At 56.7% G+C, this 17,099-nt stretch carries 20 protein-coding genes; all 20 read left to right on the top strand.

What is annotated here, in order from left to right; all coding sequences use genetic code 11:
* Nucleotides 1-203: 203 nt before the first annotated feature.
* The 20 genes from ACZRN6_RS20415 (at nt 204) to ACZRN6_RS20320 (ending at nt 17,091) form a co-directional block, all read left to right on the top strand.
* Nucleotides 204-977: an enoyl-CoA hydratase gene (locus ACZRN6_RS20415; RefSeq protein ID WP_464008670.1), complete on the top strand. Its 774-nt coding sequence runs from the start codon at nt 204-206 to the stop codon at nt 975-977.
* Between the two features lie 34 nt (nt 978-1,011).
* A complete protein-coding gene (locus ACZRN6_RS20410) occupies nt 1,012-1,431 on the top strand; it encodes an HIBADH family dehydrogenase (RefSeq protein ID WP_464008669.1) in 420 nt (139 codons plus the stop codon).
* Entirely contained in the window at nt 1,428-2,519 is a 1,092-nt protein-coding gene (locus ACZRN6_RS20405) for an enoyl-CoA hydratase/isomerase family protein (protein WP_464008668.1), read from the top strand. The genes ACZRN6_RS20410 and ACZRN6_RS20405 overlap by 4 nt, the downstream gene beginning before the upstream one ends.
* A 221-nt stretch (nt 2,520-2,740) precedes the next feature.
* A complete protein-coding gene (locus tag ACZRN6_RS20400) occupies nt 2,741-3,490 on the top strand; it encodes a hypothetical protein (protein WP_464008667.1) in 750 nt (249 codons plus the stop codon).
* 112 nt (nt 3,491-3,602) lie between these two features.
* Nucleotides 3,603-3,833: an AlpA family transcriptional regulator gene (locus ACZRN6_RS20395; RefSeq protein ID WP_464008666.1), complete on the top strand. Its 231-nt coding sequence runs from the start codon at nt 3,603-3,605 to the stop codon at nt 3,831-3,833.
* A gap of 4 nt (nt 3,834-3,837) precedes the next feature.
* A complete protein-coding gene (locus ACZRN6_RS20390; RefSeq protein ID WP_464008665.1) occupies nt 3,838-4,680 on the top strand; it encodes a ParA family protein in 843 nt (280 codons plus the stop codon).
* A gap of 85 nt (nt 4,681-4,765) precedes the next feature.
* The gene (locus ACZRN6_RS20385) at nt 4,766-4,975 is read left to right on the top strand and encodes a hypothetical protein (protein ID WP_464008664.1); all 210 of its coding nucleotides are present in this window, start codon (nt 4,766-4,768) and stop codon (nt 4,973-4,975) included.
* Between the two features lie 14 nt (nt 4,976-4,989).
* Nucleotides 4,990-6,576 carry a ParB family protein gene (locus ACZRN6_RS20380; protein ID WP_464008663.1) on the top strand — a complete coding sequence of 529 codons (1,587 nt, stop codon included), beginning with the start codon at nt 4,990-4,992 and terminating at the stop codon, nt 6,574-6,576.
* A complete protein-coding gene (locus ACZRN6_RS20375; protein ID WP_464008662.1) occupies nt 6,573-7,121 on the top strand; it encodes a DUF2857 domain-containing protein in 549 nt (182 codons plus the stop codon). The genes ACZRN6_RS20380 and ACZRN6_RS20375 overlap by 4 nt, the downstream gene beginning before the upstream one ends.
* The gene (locus ACZRN6_RS20370) at nt 7,118-8,308 is read left to right on the top strand and encodes an STY4528 family pathogenicity island replication protein (RefSeq protein ID WP_464008661.1); all 1,191 of its coding nucleotides are present in this window, start codon (nt 7,118-7,120) and stop codon (nt 8,306-8,308) included. Before ACZRN6_RS20375 ends, ACZRN6_RS20370 begins: the two co-directional genes overlap by 4 nt.
* 339 nt (nt 8,309-8,647) lie before the next feature.
* Nucleotides 8,648-9,403, top strand: coding sequence for a PFL_4669 family integrating conjugative element protein (locus ACZRN6_RS20365; protein ID WP_464008660.1), 756 nt, complete (start codon nt 8,648-8,650; stop codon nt 9,401-9,403).
* The gene (locus ACZRN6_RS20360) at nt 9,400-9,912 is read left to right on the top strand and encodes a DUF3158 family protein (protein WP_464008659.1); all 513 of its coding nucleotides are present in this window, start codon (nt 9,400-9,402) and stop codon (nt 9,910-9,912) included. The genes ACZRN6_RS20365 and ACZRN6_RS20360 overlap by 4 nt, the downstream gene beginning before the upstream one ends.
* A gap of 2 nt (nt 9,913-9,914) precedes the next feature.
* Nucleotides 9,915-10,385 carry a single-stranded DNA-binding protein gene (locus ACZRN6_RS20355; protein WP_169900345.1) on the top strand — a complete coding sequence of 157 codons (471 nt, stop codon included), beginning with the start codon at nt 9,915-9,917 and terminating at the stop codon, nt 10,383-10,385.
* Nucleotides 10,386-10,606: 221 nt separating this feature from the next.
* Nucleotides 10,607-12,574 carry a DNA topoisomerase III gene (locus ACZRN6_RS20350; RefSeq protein ID WP_464008658.1) on the top strand — a complete coding sequence of 656 codons (1,968 nt, stop codon included), beginning with the start codon at nt 10,607-10,609 and terminating at the stop codon, nt 12,572-12,574.
* Between the two features lie 897 nt (nt 12,575-13,471).
* Nucleotides 13,472-14,053, top strand: a complete 582-nt coding sequence (locus tag ACZRN6_RS20345) for an STY4534 family ICE replication protein (protein WP_464008657.1) — start codon at nt 13,472-13,474, stop codon at nt 14,051-14,053.
* 70 nt (nt 14,054-14,123) lie between these two features.
* Entirely contained in the window at nt 14,124-14,381 is a 258-nt protein-coding gene (locus ACZRN6_RS20340; RefSeq protein ID WP_464008656.1) for a hypothetical protein, read from the top strand.
* Between the two features lie 100 nt (nt 14,382-14,481).
* Nucleotides 14,482-14,976 (top strand): RadC family protein, encoded by a 495-nt coding sequence (gene radC, locus ACZRN6_RS20335; RefSeq protein ID WP_464008655.1) that lies wholly within the window; start codon nt 14,482-14,484, stop codon nt 14,974-14,976.
* A 51-nt stretch (nt 14,977-15,027) separates the two neighbouring features.
* The gene (locus ACZRN6_RS20330; protein ID WP_464008654.1) at nt 15,028-15,774 is read left to right on the top strand and encodes a DUF5983 family protein; all 747 of its coding nucleotides are present in this window, start codon (nt 15,028-15,030) and stop codon (nt 15,772-15,774) included.
* Nucleotides 15,775-15,880: 106 nt separating this feature from the next.
* The gene (gene pilL2 / locus ACZRN6_RS20325) at nt 15,881-16,423 is read left to right on the top strand and encodes a PFGI-1 class ICE element type IV pilus protein PilL2 (RefSeq protein WP_464008653.1); all 543 of its coding nucleotides are present in this window, start codon (nt 15,881-15,883) and stop codon (nt 16,421-16,423) included.
* On the top strand, nt 16,420-17,091 hold the full coding sequence (locus ACZRN6_RS20320; RefSeq protein WP_236530797.1) for a tropomyosin: 672 nt from the start codon (nt 16,420-16,422) through the stop codon (nt 17,089-17,091). The genes pilL2 and ACZRN6_RS20320 overlap by 4 nt, the downstream gene beginning before the upstream one ends.
* Nucleotides 17,092-17,099 lie beyond the last annotated feature (8 nt).

Raw genomic sequence — 17,099 nt, 5'->3', positions numbered from 1 at the left:
GTAGTCAATCCGGCGACTCAGGACGTACTGACACGCGTACTTTCGCCACTACGAGGAAATGAACTTCTACACCCAGTCCAACACCATCAAGCAATGCTAGTTCGATGAAAGCGAAGTTGGTGGCTCGGTAAAAACCACCATCACCTTGAAATGATCAAATCGAGTTGGCGCCGTTGCGTCAGCTCTTAGCAGGAGGAATTACAATGGAATATGAAAGCCTATTGCTCGACGTTCAAGGAAGAGTGGGAGTCATAACTCTCAATCGTCCCAAGGCGCTCAACGCTCTAAACGAACAGTTGATCTGCAAGCTGAATCAAGCGCTGGATCACTTGGAAAAAGATCCAAGCATTGGCTGCATCGTCATCACTGGTTCGGCGAAAGCTTTCGCCGCCGGCGCGGACATCAAGGAAATGGCCGAGCTGGCCTTTCCGCAGATCTACCTGGACGACTTCTTCGCCACCGCCGACCGTATCGCCAATCGCCGCAAACCGATCATAGCCGCGGTGGCCGGCTACGCCCTAGGCGGCGGGTGCGAGTTAGCACTGATGTGCGACTTCATCTACGCCGCCGACAACGCTCGTTTCGGCTTGCCGGAAATCAACCTCGGAGTGCTACCAGCCCTTGGTGGCACCCAACGCCTGACTCGAGCAATAGGCAAAACTAAAGCCATGGAAATGTGCCTGACCGGGCGCCAAATGGACGCTCAAGAAGCCGAACGCACCGGTTTAGTGGCGCGCGTCCTGCCGCTGGACAGCCTATTGGAGGAAACTCTCAAGGTCGCTCATAGCATCGCCGCGAAATCCCTACCGGCCACCATGTTGGTCAAGGAGTGTGTCAACCGCGCCTTCGAGGTTAGCCTCGGCGAGGGTCTGCGCTTCGAGCGTCGTGTGTTCCACGCGTTGTTCGCCACCGTCGACCAGAAGGAAGGAATGACCGCGTTCCTCGAAAAACGCCCCGCACATTTCCAGAATCGCTAAGCCTCTTTAAAGACAAGCTCAAAAGGTATCCATCATGCACATCGGCTTTCTCGGTCTCGGCAACAAGGGTGGCCCTGTGATCCGAAATCTGCTCAAAGCAGGGCCTGCGCTGACGGCCGTCGATCTAGGCGTTTTCCTACGCGTGAACGCCGGAGTTATGATCGGCATCGTCGATGCATCCAGTGGCCTCGGCTGGAGTTTGGATACCTACACTCCCTTCCCTAGCGCACTGGAAAACGTGCCGAGAATCGATCGTTATGGCGGGGGTTTTGACTTCGACGCAATGCTCACGGATCTTGGCCTTACGGCTGAAGGGGCGAAACATGCATATCGATCGCTAATATTCGGCACCCCCGTGCAACATCGTTATAAAACCTTCAGCCAGAACGAGCACAGAGGGCTGGCCTTCTCCACCCACATAAACCTTTATCCCAAGAAAGAAGCATCAGCATGAGTGATGCCGACCTATGCGTTCTGACGGCAGTACGCAACCGTATTGGGCACCTGACACTCAACCGTCCGGGCAGATTGAACACTCTAACCTTGTCAATGGTTCGTGCTCTCTGGAAACAGTTGCAAGCTTGGGAGGACGATCCAGAAATTCTCGTCGTAGTTCTGCGCGCCAGTGGAGAAAAGTCATTTTGTGCTGGCGGAGATATCCGCTCTCTCTACGATAGCTACATTACTGGTAATAACCTACACACCATATTCTTCGAAGAAGAGTACACCCTCGATCACTATATCCATGGCTATAGCAAGCCCATCCTGGCATTGATGGACGGCTTCGTTCTCGGCGGTGGTATGGGACTGGTTCAGGGTGCGTCACTGCGAGTAATCACCGAACGCGTCAAGATGGGTATGCCAGAAGTCAGTATCGGTTATTTCCCTGATGTTGGCGGGAGCTACTTTCTCTCGCGATTACCTGGCGAACTAGGGCTGTACCTGGGCGTTACCGGTGCTCAGGTTAGGGCTGCTGATGCGCTTTATGCGCGTTTGGCCGACTGGTGTTTACCCAGTAATCTGCTCGCGGAGTTTGACCGCCGACTCGACAACATGGTCTGGGCTACACCTCCCCTGGAAGCCTTGTGCACCCTCCTCGCCACAGTGGCTGCTAACAAAATACCAGGGGCGGAGCTCAAAGCTTTTCGCCATGTAATCGATGAGTACTTTTCTATTCCGGATCTGCAATCCATTCGTGAAGCCCTACTGACAGAAACCCGCCCTGAGTTTCAGGACTGGGCCGAGGAAACCGTCAAGCTGCTAGATAGTCGCTCGCCGCTCGCCATGAGCGTCACGCTAGAGTTACTACGCTACGGCCGAACACTGTCTCTTGTCGATTGTTTCAAGTTGGAACTGCACCTCAATCACCAGTGGTTCGCCAAGGGCGACGTCATGGAAGGCGTGCGTGCACTGATCATCGACAAGGACAAAAAACCAAACTGGAGTCCGCCGTCTCTTGCGCAGGTCAGTACCGGGCAGGCACGCAATTTTTTTAGCGGTTTCCAGCCGCCTAACGGTAAAGCCAGATCTCGGTTTGATTAGTGACATTCTTGGAGATCGGCGATCTTCGTGTTTGCTCTACATGTGCCACTCAACTATTTGTTACTATCCGACTACAGTCAGCTTTGCCTCAGAAAGGAAAATCCATTTGGCAAAACAGAAGACAAAATTCAGGGACAGTCACCGCACGGAAGCCCAGGTCAACAGATAATCACCCAGAAACGTACCTAGCGGGACGTCCTCCCCATGAGACGAGGCCCCCTATGTACGCATCTCTTAGCTGCAACCCGTTAGAAAAAGTGTTTTATCGCCCGATCGATGCCGCCATACGTTGGTGCAATCTTATGGCTCATGAAACTCAAATTCTTAAGTCCGCCTGGTATGGTTCATCACCGCTATCAGCAACCTTTCCCCAATGGCCATGTCTTCATGTCAATACCGAAAAAATCTTCGATGCAGTCCACAATGGAGAATTACCTTACGGGTGCCTCGGTGTATCTGTTTCCATAGGAACACCCGTCGATGGCGACCAACTAACTGTCCGTCACTCTGATCTTAAAATATGGATGTCTCGCTACTATCCTGACCAAAACCCAGCGTTCCTTTTCGGAGGACTCTCCACCCAACGAGAAAATATCAGCATTGGCAGTTATTTGGCACTTCAAGCCGACCGGGATGCATTACAGCTACAGGTCAGAAGTACTGAGCTCGCTTACCAGGCATTGCTTGAAAAGCTGCATGCAATAGGGCTGGAACGAGAAAACGTAGACCAATTGCTCAAGACCAACAGCATAGTCAGCGACCGTAGCGAAACTGTTTACCTCCACATTATTGGTGCAATGATCAGTCTTTTCCTAGACCACTCTCCCTCGGGGAAGCCTCATTCAGTTTTCCGATCCCAAGCCGCCATTGTCGACGCCCTGACTGCTCATTTTAATAATCTATCTGGCATTTCAAAGCGCACTCTGGACGAGAAGTTTGCGGCCGCGAAACGCAGCCTCGCTAAGAGTTGAATCACATTGCACTGCAATCGCCCCGATTGCGGTGCAATGCATCCCTCTCGCTTCTGCTATTCAATTCAGGTCACTTCCCATAAAACGCCAGTCGGCGCCAGGAGTGACCAGCATGTCCAGCCAATCCTCACCCATCGTTGAAGCACCTCAACCACAGGTGGAACGTCACATCATGCGGCGTGAAGAGGTGGAGCGAAAAACCGGCTTCAAGCGTGCACACATCTACAATTTGATGAAGGAAGGTAAATTCCCTCAAGCCAAACGCATCGGAATGCGCGCAGTCGGCTGGGACTCGCTGGAAATTGAGCAGTGGGTCGTTGAACGCTTAGGCCAGCAGGCCTGATGTTATGCGTGTGGTATTGGTGGTTTCCACCAAAGGTGGCGTAGGCAAAACCACAGTAGCGGCCAACCTCGGTGGTCTGCTGGCAGATGCTGGCCTACGCGTCCTGCTGCTGGACCTGGATAGCCAACCCACCCTCTCCAGTTATTACGCCCTGAACCAGAAGGCTGATGCAGGTGCATACGAGTTCATCGCACTCAACCTAACAACTCCTGCACAGATAGTTTCCAGGACAGTGATCACAGGTCTCGACCTGATCCTCTCCAACGACGATCAAGGTCGACTTCGCACCTTGCTGCTGCATGCCCCTGACGGGCGATTACGGCTGCGCAATTTGCTCGACAATTTCCGCCCACGTTACGACCTGCTTCTGATCTACACCCAGGGCGCACGTAGCGGGCTGCTGGAGATTGCCGTCCTGGCCTCCGATCTCGCCCTCTCTCCCATCACCCCGGAAATGCTCGCCGCTCGCGAACTGCAGCGCGGCACCTTGAAGCTACTCAGCGAACTCGAACCATTCCGACACATGGGCATTCCACCACCACCCTTACGACTTCTGCTGAACCAGGTGAATTCCATTCGAGTGGACACACGGATGATCATCCGTGGCCTGCGCGAAACCTTTGCTGGGACTACCAATATCTCGGTTCTAGACACCGTAGTTCCAGATCGAGTGGCGTACCTCAATGCCGCCTCCCTTGGGCTGCCGGTCCATCGAATCGAGACGCGCCAGTCAGGTGAACGACGCTCGCCATCAGCGCGGGAAACCATGCAAGCGCTGGCCATCGAACTGTTTCCGGAATGGCGCGAAGCGATCTGCAGGTTGAGCAAATGCGCGGAGGTTCAATGAGACGAATCACCAAGCCGGCATTTCTCACCCAGTCATTGGGTTTGATCGACCTTGAGGCCAATAGCGTTTGGCAAGGAGTCTTTTGATGCTGGATCAACTGTCCATCTTCGTTCAGCCATCCATTCGACCACACCACCCGCCTTGCGAGGAGTACTGCACCGTGGTCTTTCGCCTGCAGGGTGGGCGCTCGGCCATGGGTTGGTTCCTCGCAGAACTTTCCCACCATTTCGAAGGTTCAGGGACTGCCGAGATCGTGAAGTTCGAAGTCGGTGACCATTTGCGCAACCAGCGTTAACTGAGGTTGTTCCGATGAAGAAGCTCAGTCAGGAGCAGATCACCGACAAGCTGCACCAGGACCACGTCCCTCGGGGTCCAGAACTGGAGCGGCTGTCCGATCCAGTCATCGACACACCCATGCTGGTCACGCTGGAGCAGTTGCGGCCCTACGAACACAACCCGCGCTTCATCCGTAATCCGCTGTACGACGATATCAAGGCCTCGATCCGTGAACGTGGGCTGGATCAACCGCCGCCGATTACCCGCCGCCCGGGTGAAACCTATTTCATCATCCGCAACGGCGGTAATACGCGCTTGGCGATTCTCAGCGAGCTGTGGCAGGAAACCCGCGACGAGCGCTTCTTTCGGATTCATTGCCTGTTCCGACCTTGGAGCAATGAAATCACTGCCCTGCTCGGCCATCTGACCGAAAGCGATCTGCACGGCCAACTCACCTTCATCGAACGGGCTCTGGCGGTGGCCAAACTCAAAACCATGCTCGAAGCGGATGGCACTGTGCTCTCGCAACGTGAACTGGCACGACGTCTTACCGCTGGGGGTTACCCTATTTCACAGTCGCAAATCAGCCGGATGCTCGACACCCTCGAACACTTATTGCCCGCTATTCCACAAACCCTGTATGCCGGTTTGGGCAAGCCCCAGATTGAACGCCTGATCGCTCTACGTAGTCAGGCAGAGCGAACCTGGAACCGTTATCCAACCGCCACTATTACGTTCGCCGAATTTTGGCTCGAGACTCTGGTCTACGTCGATGCCGACCCCGAGTCCTTCGATCTTGAGCAGCTCCAAGATGAACTGCTCGAGCGCATGAGCCGTTTGCTCGGACAGTCCTACCGCATGTTGGCCCTAGAGCTGAGCGATACCCAGCGAGTCATCTCAACGCCAGGCATCGTCGTGACCACACCCTCAGAGAACAACCATCTGTCGGGCGTTGATGTCGCCGCAGCAGGAGCTCCCTCCTCCGAGCCCCATTCCCAATCAACGGATGCCAGACCCCAGACCGAACCAACGCGAGAGGAATTGCTTACATCGCCTGGAACGAACGTCGTATCAGCGGTCAGTCCTCCATCACGCGTTCAACAGATTCGTGAACAGATCGATCGCGAGACCGCCACCGACGCAGCATCTTCGGTCGACACCTATGCGATCGACGACATCTGGACCATCGCACCAGCACTGGATAGCCCCGAACAACTGCGTTTAGCCATTGCTGGATTGGCGCGGGAAATGGCGGCCTATGCCGGACATCCCGAGAGCGTCATCGATCAGCAGCTTGGCTTGGGCTTCGCCCTGGACATCGAACGGCTTGATCTTGCCGCGCCTCGCGCGACCAGCATTCACCTACTGCTCCTAGCCCTGTTGCGCGCTCAAGACGACGTGAACTGGGACGATCGCAAGCAACTGCCCTCAGCCCTGTTCGGTCAACTGTTGCTGGGGGTTTACCAAGTTCCGCTGCCAGACCGTCCCGCCGTGGACGTGGGTCTGGAGCGACTGCCCGACGCTCTGCTCATCAAGCTGTATCGTCTGATCCGCTTGGCTCGTCGCCTGATCGACTTAACGCTTCCCCCTGAAGACAACTCACCGAAGGAGCTGCCATGAACCTGTCCTTCAATGTGCTCAATCAGGCGATGCTGACTCAGGTGCTGCATGAGCTGCGCTTAGGTAACCTGCAGCGCTGCAAGGCACTCGGACTGGGTGAGGACGACATCTACCTGTTGCAGTCCTTACCGCCCACTACGTTATCGCGCCTGGCCCATGCCACCGTCCCCTGGGTTGAGATCAAGATTGACTCGCCGGTGCTGCATCGGTTGATCGAGCAAGCCGAACGCGACGAACAGAACGAGCGCTTGATCAACCGGGCGCTCAAGCTCGGCGCCAGCAGCACCATCATGTATCAATGCTTCGGCTTGGCGCATTCGGAAACCGCCCTGCGCCGACGCCTGCTCAAGATCGAAACCCGTAAGGGCCGCCCTCAGCATTTGAGCGAAGCGCAGGAACATGCGCTCTGGCAGCGATGGTGCCAACTACGCGCTCAGGACGGTACCGAGGATCAGCTCGACGCCATGATGATGCTGGCGGAGGAGCAACAGATTAGCTTGACCATCGTGTGGCAGCAAATTGACCAGTACAGCAACGGCACATGAACACTGCCCCTTCCAGTCGCTGGCAGCGTGTCCTGCAGCAATGCACCCAGCAGCTGAGTGAACGCTGGCCCGCACGCCCTGCCGCTGAACATCCCTTTAACCAGGCGCTGCAAGCTGGCTTTTTGTTCAGCGGCCAGTCACACGAAGTCGTGCCGCGTCGGTTGCTGTTGGATAATCGGCTGACGCCATTGGAACGCAATGCCTGGCAGGTGTTTCGGCTCATGCTACAAGGCCAGGGCGTTGTCACGCCGCGCTATGAGGATTTGCAACCTTACCTGTCGAGCGTGCCCTACGGTGCATCAGCTTCCCGTGAAACCATCGCTCGCGTCTTGACGATGCTCAGGCTGACACGCTGGCTCAGCTTGGTGAGTCGGGGACGCGATCAGCTTAACGGACGTCTTCAAGGTTCACTGTATGTTCTGCATGATGAACCGTTAACCCCCGCCGAAGCCATGGAGCTGGATCAGGATTACCTGCAGCTGGTCGGACATGCCCTCGGTCATGCGACGAAGGCCGTGCGTATTGTCGCTCAGCACGTTGTGGAGGAGGTCCGCCAGGACACGAATATCGATCGGGATCGGTTACCGACGCGGCTCGACAGCTGGGGCGAGCACTGGACGCAGCAAGGATTGGATCAGCTAGCCGATGATGCCTTCCACGATTCCGAACGGGGGGAAGATCACCGCGTTCGGAATCGTGCAGGCCCTCGTTCGGATTCCGAACCGAGTCTGAACGCCAGTGTTTCCGGCACCGTTCGGAATCCGAACGCCGCCTGTACTGTATTAAAAGAAAGTATTTGTACAGTACCGCGCGCGACCCCAGAGGTGGACAACCTGCACTGGCCTGATCCGCTGCACCTAAGCCCAAGCGAGCGTCAGGCCGTCGCCGTGGCGCTGAACAAGCTCAAACCAGTGGATCGGCAGGCGGTGCTCAACGAAGCGGGGGCACGCTGTGCGGCTGGAGGAATCCGCAAGCCAGCAGCCTATCTGATGGGCCTGATCCAGCGTGCGCTGAAAGGCGACTTTCGTCCTTGGGCAGGTCAGGCAGAACCGTCACCCATTGCAGAACCGCCCCCACCCGCCCCCTCGCGGCCATCTCGACAACAGGGCGCACCCGCTTCTGCCCTTGCCCAAGCGTGCCTGAATGAGCTGCGCCAACTGCGCGGCAAATGCGGTGGACGTCAGTAGATTTGATGCCAGTGGCATCAAATCCATGGAGTTCCAATCTGCGAACACGTCGGACCAAACTATAAAACTTTTAGGGAAAAGCAGGGACACCCTTCCCATGAACGCAGACGTCAATGGATTTGATGCCACTGGCATCAAATCCATTGAGTTCCAACCTATGAACATGTCGGACCTAACCATGGAGCTTTTAGGGGAAAGCCGGGACGTCCTTCCCATAAACGTAGACGTCAGTAGTTAGCCCTCTTAAACCAAACCGAACAGACCGCATTCAGCTTTTTGGCTGCTCTTGACCCGCGTTTGTCGCAACGTTCCCGTCCAAGCTTATGAGAGGACGACACCGTGGCCGATCACTATCAACTCAACCTGGGTTCATTGCGCAGCAGCATCACCCTGACCCTGCACACCCACCACGCCGCCCGTATCTGGCAAGGTCGGAACGCACGCGAAGGCGTCCACTCGATCATGGGCATGGCCGGCTACATCAGTGTCACCAACCTGATCAAACAAACCGCGGCCCAGGACGATCCCTATGCCGACTGGGCCATCGTGCAACTCGAGGAAAAACTGATGCAGGCCAAGGCTGGGATGCTGGAACTGACCCTACAGCTGGATCGGATCAGACAGGACCTGCCGACACAGATCGACATGAGCGACAACCTCAACATCCACCCCGTCACCTTGCCGTTGTACATCGGCAGCCAGCTGGGTTTTCTGGCGGTCTACCTGCTGACCGACTACGACACCCTGGTACGGCGGACTCTATTGGCCCATCACACCGCCCTGATCGGCCGTATCGACATGGAAGCCTGGATCGACGACGGCGCCCATCTTTTGCGCAGCCTATTCGGCCAGGCCCAGCGCTATCGGCATGCTGGCGTCACCCGTGATGACATGGCGGCGAACAATGCTCGTGCTCTAGCGGCCATCGAGAAATTGGGTTTGCCCCCGATGGACGTCCTGGAGGGGCATCGCCGCTCCCAGTTCGCGCCGCCAATCAATCGTCGTGGTGCGGTGGCAGTGGATGATGCTGACGCGTTGGCAGAGGAAGCGGATGAGTCGTCTGCGACAGTGGATGAGCCGAAGGACGAAGTATGAATCCCCTGACCTCTGCTCAACCAATGCCCTTCGACGCGCTGACACAAGATGCCTATCGGCAGCTCGAACACGCTACCTCCCTAAAAGGCCTTTTAAAGCCTTTTAAGGGTAAGGGGGAGTTGGAGCACCTGGCGCAGGTGGCGAGGGAAATCGAGGCGCAGTTATGTCGCCTGATGGAGGCTGTTGTGCAGCAGGCCGGACAGCCTCCTTACTCACTGCTGGATATTCGATTGGTGCTGCAGAACACCAGCGCTGGCAGCACCTTTTTGCGTTGGCGCACCCGTGACTTTGCCCGTATGGGGGTCTCGGTCTGGGAACGCCAGGTATCCAACAAAGCCCTGCCGCAGGTCGTACGCGAGGGATTGCGCCGTTTCGAATGCAATCGCATCGCACTGAACCTACAGATGAGTGTGGTGCATTCGCTCTACCGCCAGGCTACGACCTGCGCGATCAAAATGGACAGTGCCGAACGGCTGCTGCGCCAGTTCACAACCGCAGTGGAGGTATAACGATGAGTACTTTTTTCGTCGGCGAAGGCAACATCGGAAGTGCGCCAGAGTTCCAGGAATTCGCCTCAGGCAATGACGAGCCACGGCGTTTGCTACGGCTGAATGTGTACTTCGACAACCCCGTGCCACGCGAGGGCAGCTATGAAGATCGAGGCGGCTATTGGGCGCCGGTTGAGCTCTGGCACCGCGAGGCTGAACACTGGAGCACGCTGTACCAGAAAGGCATGCGTGTGCTGGTCGAAGGCCGCACCGTACGCGATGAGTGGGAGGATAGCGAAGACAATGCGCGGGTCACCTTCAAGATCGAGGCCCGTCGAGTCGGCATCCTGCCTCACCGGGTGCACAGCGTGGTCATGCGGGAACGATCCAGTGAACCCGCGGCATCTGCGACACACGTCGAGAAAAGTACAGAACAGGCCAGTTCACCTGCGTCGAAACCCAGAAAGCGCAGAGGGCAGCCACCTACGGACTGACAGACTTTCAGGCATAAAAATTGCGCCTTTGCGCGAAGTTGCTGGCGTGTTACTTCGCGCTGCTCGTGAAGATCCACACTGCCGTCGCAACGGGTTAGCAGCCTCGGCCCATTCAAGCCTGCCCTCACCGACTAATATGAGGAACCTGCAATTCAGGTTTTTCATATCTCGCAACTGCTGTTTCCAACAACGCTGCTCCGAACTCAATCCGGAGCAGTTCTATGCGCCTCTTCCTCTGCGAAAAACCTTCCCAGGGTCGGGACATCGCCAAGGTACTCGGGGCCACTCGGCGTGGTGATGGTTGCCTGATCGGTACTGACTCAACCGTCACCTGGTGTATCGGCCATCTGTTGGAGACAGCACCGCCTGAAGCTTATGGTGATCAGTACAAATCCTGGTCGTTGAATCATCTACCGATCATTCCCGCGCAGTGGAGGGTCGAGGTCAAACCCAAGACTGCGGCACAGTTCAAAGTCATCAAGCGCCTGCTCAGCGAAGCCTCTGCTGTCGTCATCGCGACCGACGCCGATCGTGAGGGTGAAATGATTGCCCGCGAGCTACTGGAACTCTGCAAGTATCGAGGTCCCGTTCAACGTCTTTGGTTGTCCGCACTCAACGAGGCGTCGATTCGCAAGGCACTGTCCTCACTGAAGTCTGGTCAGGAGACCTTCCTGCTTTACCACTCAGCCCTCGCCCGCAGCCGTGCTGACTGGCTGATCGGCATGAACCTGAGTCGTTTGTTTACCCTTCTTGGTCGGCGGGTGGGTTATGACGGCGTATTGTCGGTTGGTCGCGTCCAGACACCCACGTTACGTCTGGTAGTCGATCGGGATCGTGCGATTGCCAGCTTCATCTCGGTGCCCTACTGGGAAGTGGAGGTGCACCTGTCCTCAATGGGGCAACAATTCATCGCGTCGTGGTTACCACCAAGCTCAGGACGCGATGAGGCCGGTCGTTGCCTGCAGCAGGCGCTTGCCCGTCAGGCGGTGCAAACGATCTCTAGCGGTAAGACCGCCACAGTACTCTCGCTGCAGACTGAGCGTTTCCGAGAACCTCCGCCCCCGCCCTTCGACCTGAGCACACTGCAAGAAGTCTGCTCGCGCAAGCTGGGACTCGGCGTTCAGGAAACCCTGAACATCGCCCAAGCCCTGTATGAAACCCACAAGGCCACCACCTACCCACGCAGCGATTGCCGCTATTTGCCAGAGAGCATGTTCAATGAGGTACCCGCGGTATTCGATGCCCTGCTCAAAACGGATCCGGCGCTGCAGTCCACATTCGGAAGACTCGATCGATCACTGCACTCCCGCGTGTGGAACGATGCCAAGGTCACCGCGCACCACGGCATCATCCCCACCACCGAGCCGGCGAACCTGGCGCGGATGTCCGAACAAGAACGCCATGTCTACGAACTGATCCGTAGCCACTACCTTGCGCAGTTTCTTCCGCATCATGAGTTTGATCGAACCCAGGTCGAACTGGAATGTGCCAAAGAACGTTTGACCGCTGTCGGCAAACAGATCCTGATCCAGGGCTGGAAAAGCTTGCTCTGCGAAAACACCGAGGAGGATGAGCCCAGTCACAAATCCGAAGTCTTACCCGTCTTGCAACAGGGCACGCAGTGCGCAGTGGACGATGCGGAGCTCAAATCCATGCGCACTGCCGCTCCCAAACCTTTCACTGAGGGCGATCTGATCAAGGCGATGAAAAACGTCGCCAAGCTGGTCAACGACCCACGCCTGAAACAGAAACTTCGGGACACCACCGGTATCGGTACCGAAGCCACGCGAGCCGGCATTATCAAAGGGTTGATTGATCGCGGTTATTTGCTGAAGAAAAAACGCGCCTTGATGGCCTCCGCCGCGGCCCATACCCTGATCGAGGCGGTACCCGCCGCAGTCGCAGATCCGGGTATGACCGCAATCTGGGAACAGGCTCTGGACGAAATCGAAGCGGGGCGTCTGACCCTGGATGCGTTCGTCGCCAAGCAGGCGGACTGGATTGCGCAGCTAGTCGCACACTGCGGAACGCTCACCTTGGCAGTACCTGCCATAACCGGTCCGACCTGCCCCATGTGCAACGCCTCAATGCTCAGGCGCAAGGGGAAATCAGGGCCGTTCTGGTCATGCTCCCGCTACCCGGATTGCAAGGGCACTGTGTCGATCAGTAAAGATACGCGTCGCTCATGATGTTCCTGGGACGATCATCATGAGAACGGTTCGCTCTCTGCCTTGACGTCGTCCCACCCTCTCTGCTGTAGTGCCTCAGGATCATCGCCAACGGCGACCCAAGACCGATTTGCTCCGGGTAGCTCGGTCGAACTCTTCGAGTTCGGAGCCTTCTCTTCTGCGGAATTTAATTCCCGTTTTTTGCTCGACCTGATTGTGGTGGCGGATGACCACTGTTGCCTCTACCCGGCAATAGCGGTCATCCGCTTCGGCGATCGTATTCAGTCCCGGAGCCCACCGGGGAAACACTGGGCACCCTTTGTGCGCGGATGCGTGCCAGCATGTTCCGACCCAGGCCACGACAAGGGTCGGTTGGCGAATCATGGCGCAGTTCAACCAAGTTTTGCGAGGCGCTTGTCGACTGCGTAAGACCGTCAAAGGTGGTTTTTCTCTTCCTCGCCTGGTACCCCGCCAGGCCCACTCTTCATTTTTTCCTTTTCTTAATTCCAGTGACTGCCACCGTATTCCGGCCTTAAAAAAACGGGTGGCAGCGTCTTGACGCTCCCCTGTGACAGGCTTATACAAAGGGCGTGGTTCGCTGTCGTTGACAGCCCAGGTAGTCAGAACCTTCAAGGCTACGCCATGTTCGTGGTGGTTTACCCAAGTGCGATCAGCGTTCGGAAGCTCGCACGGTTACCGCTTCAGCGGTGATGAATGCCCACTACCCATATCCGTAGCTCAACACTGCGAATTCTCATTTGCTGCATCGCTATTCCTCAGACGCACTGTTCTGCTCGTCATCGGCTTGCCGGTGACGAGTCGTTCATCGCTCGCCTTCACCTTACCCACCCTGACGGGGGCTCACTTCCCCATCAGGGATTGTGCGTCGCCGTTTTCCCTTGAAACAGGAGAACCACCATGGTCCACGCCAACCACTCCCAAGAAGCGACCACTTACTTCAATCTGCACACCGTCGGTATCGGCTACCTCAACCGTGTTCGTGAAGTACAAGTCCGCCGCGGCCAGCCATTCATGGCCTGCGATATCGCCGCCCTGCACGGTGCCACCGATGCGGTGGAGTACACCCGCTTCGACTGCAAGGTCGCTGGAGGCGAAGCTGAACGTTTGATTCGTCTCTATATGGACGCCGTCAAAGCCGAGAAAAAGGTCTTGCTGTCGTTCCGTATCGGCGACCTGTGGATAGATCCGTTTCTCTACGAGAAAGGCGCTAAGCAGGGTCAACCGGGCGCCAGTTTGAAAGGTCGTTTGTTGTTCATCGACTGGATCAAGGTCAACGGCACGTTCGAATACAAAGCGCCTGCCAGGCAGGAAGCAACAGCACCTGCTGAGCAAGCGCCAACCAGTGAGTCCTTCCCAGCGTCGGCTGATGCCGAAGCTGAGGAGACCGCAAACCCAACAGAGTCCAGGATTGAACCTGAATCTCCACCCACTCCCCGCACGGCCCGCCGTGTCGCCACGCGTACTGTTCAGTCTGCCTGAACAATCCACGACGTTTTACATCAAGGCGCTCAATCGAGCGCCTTTTCTTCAATCAGCACAGGAGAACCTTATGGAATCCTTCTGGCTTTGCGACGAGTGCCTGTTCGCTTCGGCTTACGAGGACTGCAGCACGTTGTCGCTATATCACTCGCAGGATGAGGTCGAACAACGCATCGCCGCGATACACCGTGGGCTGGTTCGGTTGATGCCCATCAGTGCCGACTTCGATCCCGAAGCCGGCTGGGGAATAAGAGCCTTTTCTCCATTGCCTTGCGACGGCTGTGGTTCACATCTACACGGTCAACGCCACCGATTCACTCGGCTGTAAACAGCGCGTCATCTGCTAACGCCCGCGACTCCACACCCACCTTGGGGATACCACTCCCCTCGGGCGTGTACCCCTGATTGTTCCCTTCGGAGGTACCCCTGTGAACACCCAACTCACACTGATTGACACCCCGAATGTCGAGGCTGATCGTATCGTCCAAGAAAACCAGGTGATCGACGAAGCGCTGCATATTCTGGATCGTCGACTGTTCAGCCGCGGCCCTAACCTGACATCGCCTGACGTCGTGGCCTCATACCTAAAACTGCACCTTGCGCAACAAGAGCATGAAGTCTTCGGTGTGATTTTTCTCGATGCCAAGCACCGGGTGCTGGCATTCGAAGTCCTCTTTCACGGCAGCATTGATGGCGCCAGCGTTTACCCGCGCCAAATCGTTAAGCGTTCCCTCGTGCATAACGCTGCGGCCGCCATTTTTGTTCACAACCACCCCTCAGGTTGTACGGAACCCAGCCAGGCGGATCGCGTCTTGACCGCACGATTGAAAGAGGCCTTGGCCTTGATCGAAGTGCGCGTACTGGATCACTTCATCGTCGGCGAAGGCCGTCCCCTCTCTCTGGCCGAACATGGCTGGCTTTAACTCTCACAGGCGCCTTCGGGCGCCTTGTTCATTTTCATCTGGAGAACCCTCATGCACCCCACACACCAAGCCCCAGCCCTGCTGCCGGCCTCAAACCCATTTGCTCGTGGCTACGACAATCTGCATATCGAACGGCTGCTCCTGATCACCTACGAAAACGACTGCCCTCCCTGCTTTCGCCCCGTGCATGACGCACAAGCCAATCTGCCCGACGATGAGCTGCAACTGTTCCCCTGCCTGTTCAACGACGATTTCGCCTTGATCAGCGAAGGCCAATCCATTCCGGATGATTTGGATGAACGCTGCCAGTCCACCGGGCTGGTACGCCAAGTAATCTACGCCGTGATTGGCGAAATGCTCAACGAGCGGCATCACCTCGGTGACCTGTACTCCCTGGAAGAGGCACAAGCCATGGTCCATCGCTTGAGCTTCGAAACGGGACACTACAGTCGAGCCTGGGAAATCAGTACCGCACACCTTCCCGAAGAAGCGATGCTTTATCTGGAAGAGTGGGTCAGTCACTTCGCTCCGCGGCAAACCGGCCTCTTGTTCGAGCTTTTCACTATGCCAGATTGCTGCGGTATCGGTTGCAAACTAATCGGCACACCATGGACGGACGAGAACTTGCTGAACATTGAGGGCAATCGTTATTCGAGCTTGAGACAAGAGCAACTCGACGCAGGCACACCGGAAGCCTTGGTCAACGTACTGTACCTAGCGGCATTGGCGGATGTGCGATTGTTGATCTTCGACCCCGACGCTACCGTCTTGGATGGGCTCGCCATTTTTGATGAATAGCAACGTGTTCAACGTTAACACGACTCGTCTTGAATCAACTTTCTCACTGAATCGCTCCTTCACCTCATGTCAGGTTCTGCACTGAATCTGACATGAGGTTTTTTCCATGGAGCGTTTTTTCACGCCTGTCTGCCTGCTCGGTTTGTTGAGCGCCTGCACCGCGCAAATTCCCACCCCATTGCCAACCCATCCAGAGATCGACAGCGGCTCCAATCGGGCCCAGTTCTCGAGAGGTACAGCCAAAGAAAGTCATCCGGCAGAACTCCGCTATGGCCGCTATACGCTGGTCAGCACCGGGCCCACCACGGAACAACGCGATCTTCTCGCCCAGATCATCGACGTGAGTATTCCGTCCAACCTAAATCCTTCGGTACAGGAGGCGATGCACTACGTGCTGCAGCGCTCGGGCTATTCGCTCTGCCCTGCTGCCGACCCAGTGAAGGTACTTTTTACCCGGTCTCTACCCGCAGCCCATTACCGGCTCGGCCCAATCTCTTTGCGCAGCGCGCTACAAGTGCTGGCTGGCCCCGCCTGGCAACTCACGACCGATGAAGTCAGCCGTTCGGTCTGCTTCGAACAGCAAAAAACTGATGCCGGCATCGTGCTGATCACCCCAGTCTCGCCCCATCAGTCGGAGTCACGCCCATGAAAGCCTCGACGTTTCAAACCCTCATCATTGGGCTGCTGTGCCTGGCGGTCGCCGGCCTGAGCGGTGGTTTGTATAACCAGTATCAACGCGTGGCCGAACTGCAGAGCACGAACACGCAATACCGACAAACCCTGGACACCCTGCAACATGATTCAAGCGCCCTCAAGGACGCCCAGGAGAAGTTGCAGTACGCGCTGAAAGACCTGAAGCAGATGGTCGATACCGGTGAGCAACAGGCCAATACCCTCGATCCCATGTTGGATCAGTGGGCGCAAGAGATACAGGAACTGCGCGATGGTCTCGCAGCCTGCGCCACCCAGGCAGACCTGACAGCGCTGCGCGCACGCCTTGAACAGGTCGAGCAGCAGCTCCTGGACCTCAGGAAAAAGCCATTCCCTCCACCACCGACGCCTTCTGCGACCAAACCGAAAAAGACCGTTCGCCCCAACCCCGCCCCGCTCTCGCCACCATTTTCAGTATTGAGTGTCGAGTCCCGCGGTGGTGAGCGCTTTCTGGCGGTTGCACCTCATGACAGTCGCTCGCTCACGGATGTCCGGCTGCTACATAGCGGTGAGCAGCAAGGGGCTTGGCGCCTGAAAATACTGGAGCCGAACTCAGCCATCTTCGCGGTGGCCGCTCAGCCAGATCAGACCGTGCACCTCCCTTGAGACGCAAT

Source organism: Pseudomonas sp. A125, assembly GCF_055409485.1.
This window is presented reverse-complemented; position numbering and strand designations above follow the sequence as displayed.

Excerpts from the sequence above, each read along its gene's own strand:
- ACZRN6_RS20320 (WP_236530797.1), top strand. The coding sequence starts at position 16,420 with ATGAAAGCCTCGACGTTTCAAACCCTCATCATTGGGCTGCTGTGCCTG.
- ACZRN6_RS20360 (WP_464008659.1), top strand. The coding sequence starts at position 9,400 with ATGAATCCCCTGACCTCTGCTCAACCAATGCCCTTCGACGCGCTGACA.
- ACZRN6_RS20415 (WP_464008670.1), top strand. The coding sequence starts at position 204 with ATGGAATATGAAAGCCTATTGCTCGACGTTCAAGGAAGAGTGGGAGTC.
- ACZRN6_RS20370 (WP_464008661.1), top strand. The coding sequence starts at position 7,118 with ATGAACACTGCCCCTTCCAGTCGCTGGCAGCGTGTCCTGCAGCAATGC.
- ACZRN6_RS20405 (WP_464008668.1), top strand. The coding sequence starts at position 1,428 with ATGAGTGATGCCGACCTATGCGTTCTGACGGCAGTACGCAACCGTATT.
- ACZRN6_RS20390 (WP_464008665.1), top strand. The coding sequence starts at position 3,838 with ATGCGTGTGGTATTGGTGGTTTCCACCAAAGGTGGCGTAGGCAAAACC.
- ACZRN6_RS20375 (WP_464008662.1), top strand. The coding sequence starts at position 6,573 with ATGAACCTGTCCTTCAATGTGCTCAATCAGGCGATGCTGACTCAGGTG.
- ACZRN6_RS20385 (WP_464008664.1), top strand. The coding sequence starts at position 4,766 with ATGCTGGATCAACTGTCCATCTTCGTTCAGCCATCCATTCGACCACAC.
- pilL2 (WP_464008653.1), top strand. The coding sequence starts at position 15,881 with ATGGAGCGTTTTTTCACGCCTGTCTGCCTGCTCGGTTTGTTGAGCGCC.
- ACZRN6_RS20330 (WP_464008654.1), top strand. The coding sequence starts at position 15,028 with ATGCACCCCACACACCAAGCCCCAGCCCTGCTGCCGGCCTCAAACCCA.
- ACZRN6_RS20340 (WP_464008656.1), top strand. The coding sequence starts at position 14,124 with ATGGAATCCTTCTGGCTTTGCGACGAGTGCCTGTTCGCTTCGGCTTAC.
- ACZRN6_RS20350 (WP_464008658.1), top strand. The coding sequence starts at position 10,607 with ATGCGCCTCTTCCTCTGCGAAAAACCTTCCCAGGGTCGGGACATCGCC.
- ACZRN6_RS20395 (WP_464008666.1), top strand. The coding sequence starts at position 3,603 with ATGTCCAGCCAATCCTCACCCATCGTTGAAGCACCTCAACCACAGGTG.
- ACZRN6_RS20345 (WP_464008657.1), top strand. The coding sequence starts at position 13,472 with ATGGTCCACGCCAACCACTCCCAAGAAGCGACCACTTACTTCAATCTG.
- ACZRN6_RS20400 (WP_464008667.1), top strand. The coding sequence starts at position 2,741 with ATGTACGCATCTCTTAGCTGCAACCCGTTAGAAAAAGTGTTTTATCGC.
- ACZRN6_RS20355 (WP_169900345.1), top strand. The coding sequence starts at position 9,915 with ATGAGTACTTTTTTCGTCGGCGAAGGCAACATCGGAAGTGCGCCAGAG.
- ACZRN6_RS20380 (WP_464008663.1), top strand. The coding sequence starts at position 4,990 with ATGAAGAAGCTCAGTCAGGAGCAGATCACCGACAAGCTGCACCAGGAC.
- ACZRN6_RS20410 (WP_464008669.1), top strand. The coding sequence starts at position 1,012 with ATGCACATCGGCTTTCTCGGTCTCGGCAACAAGGGTGGCCCTGTGATC.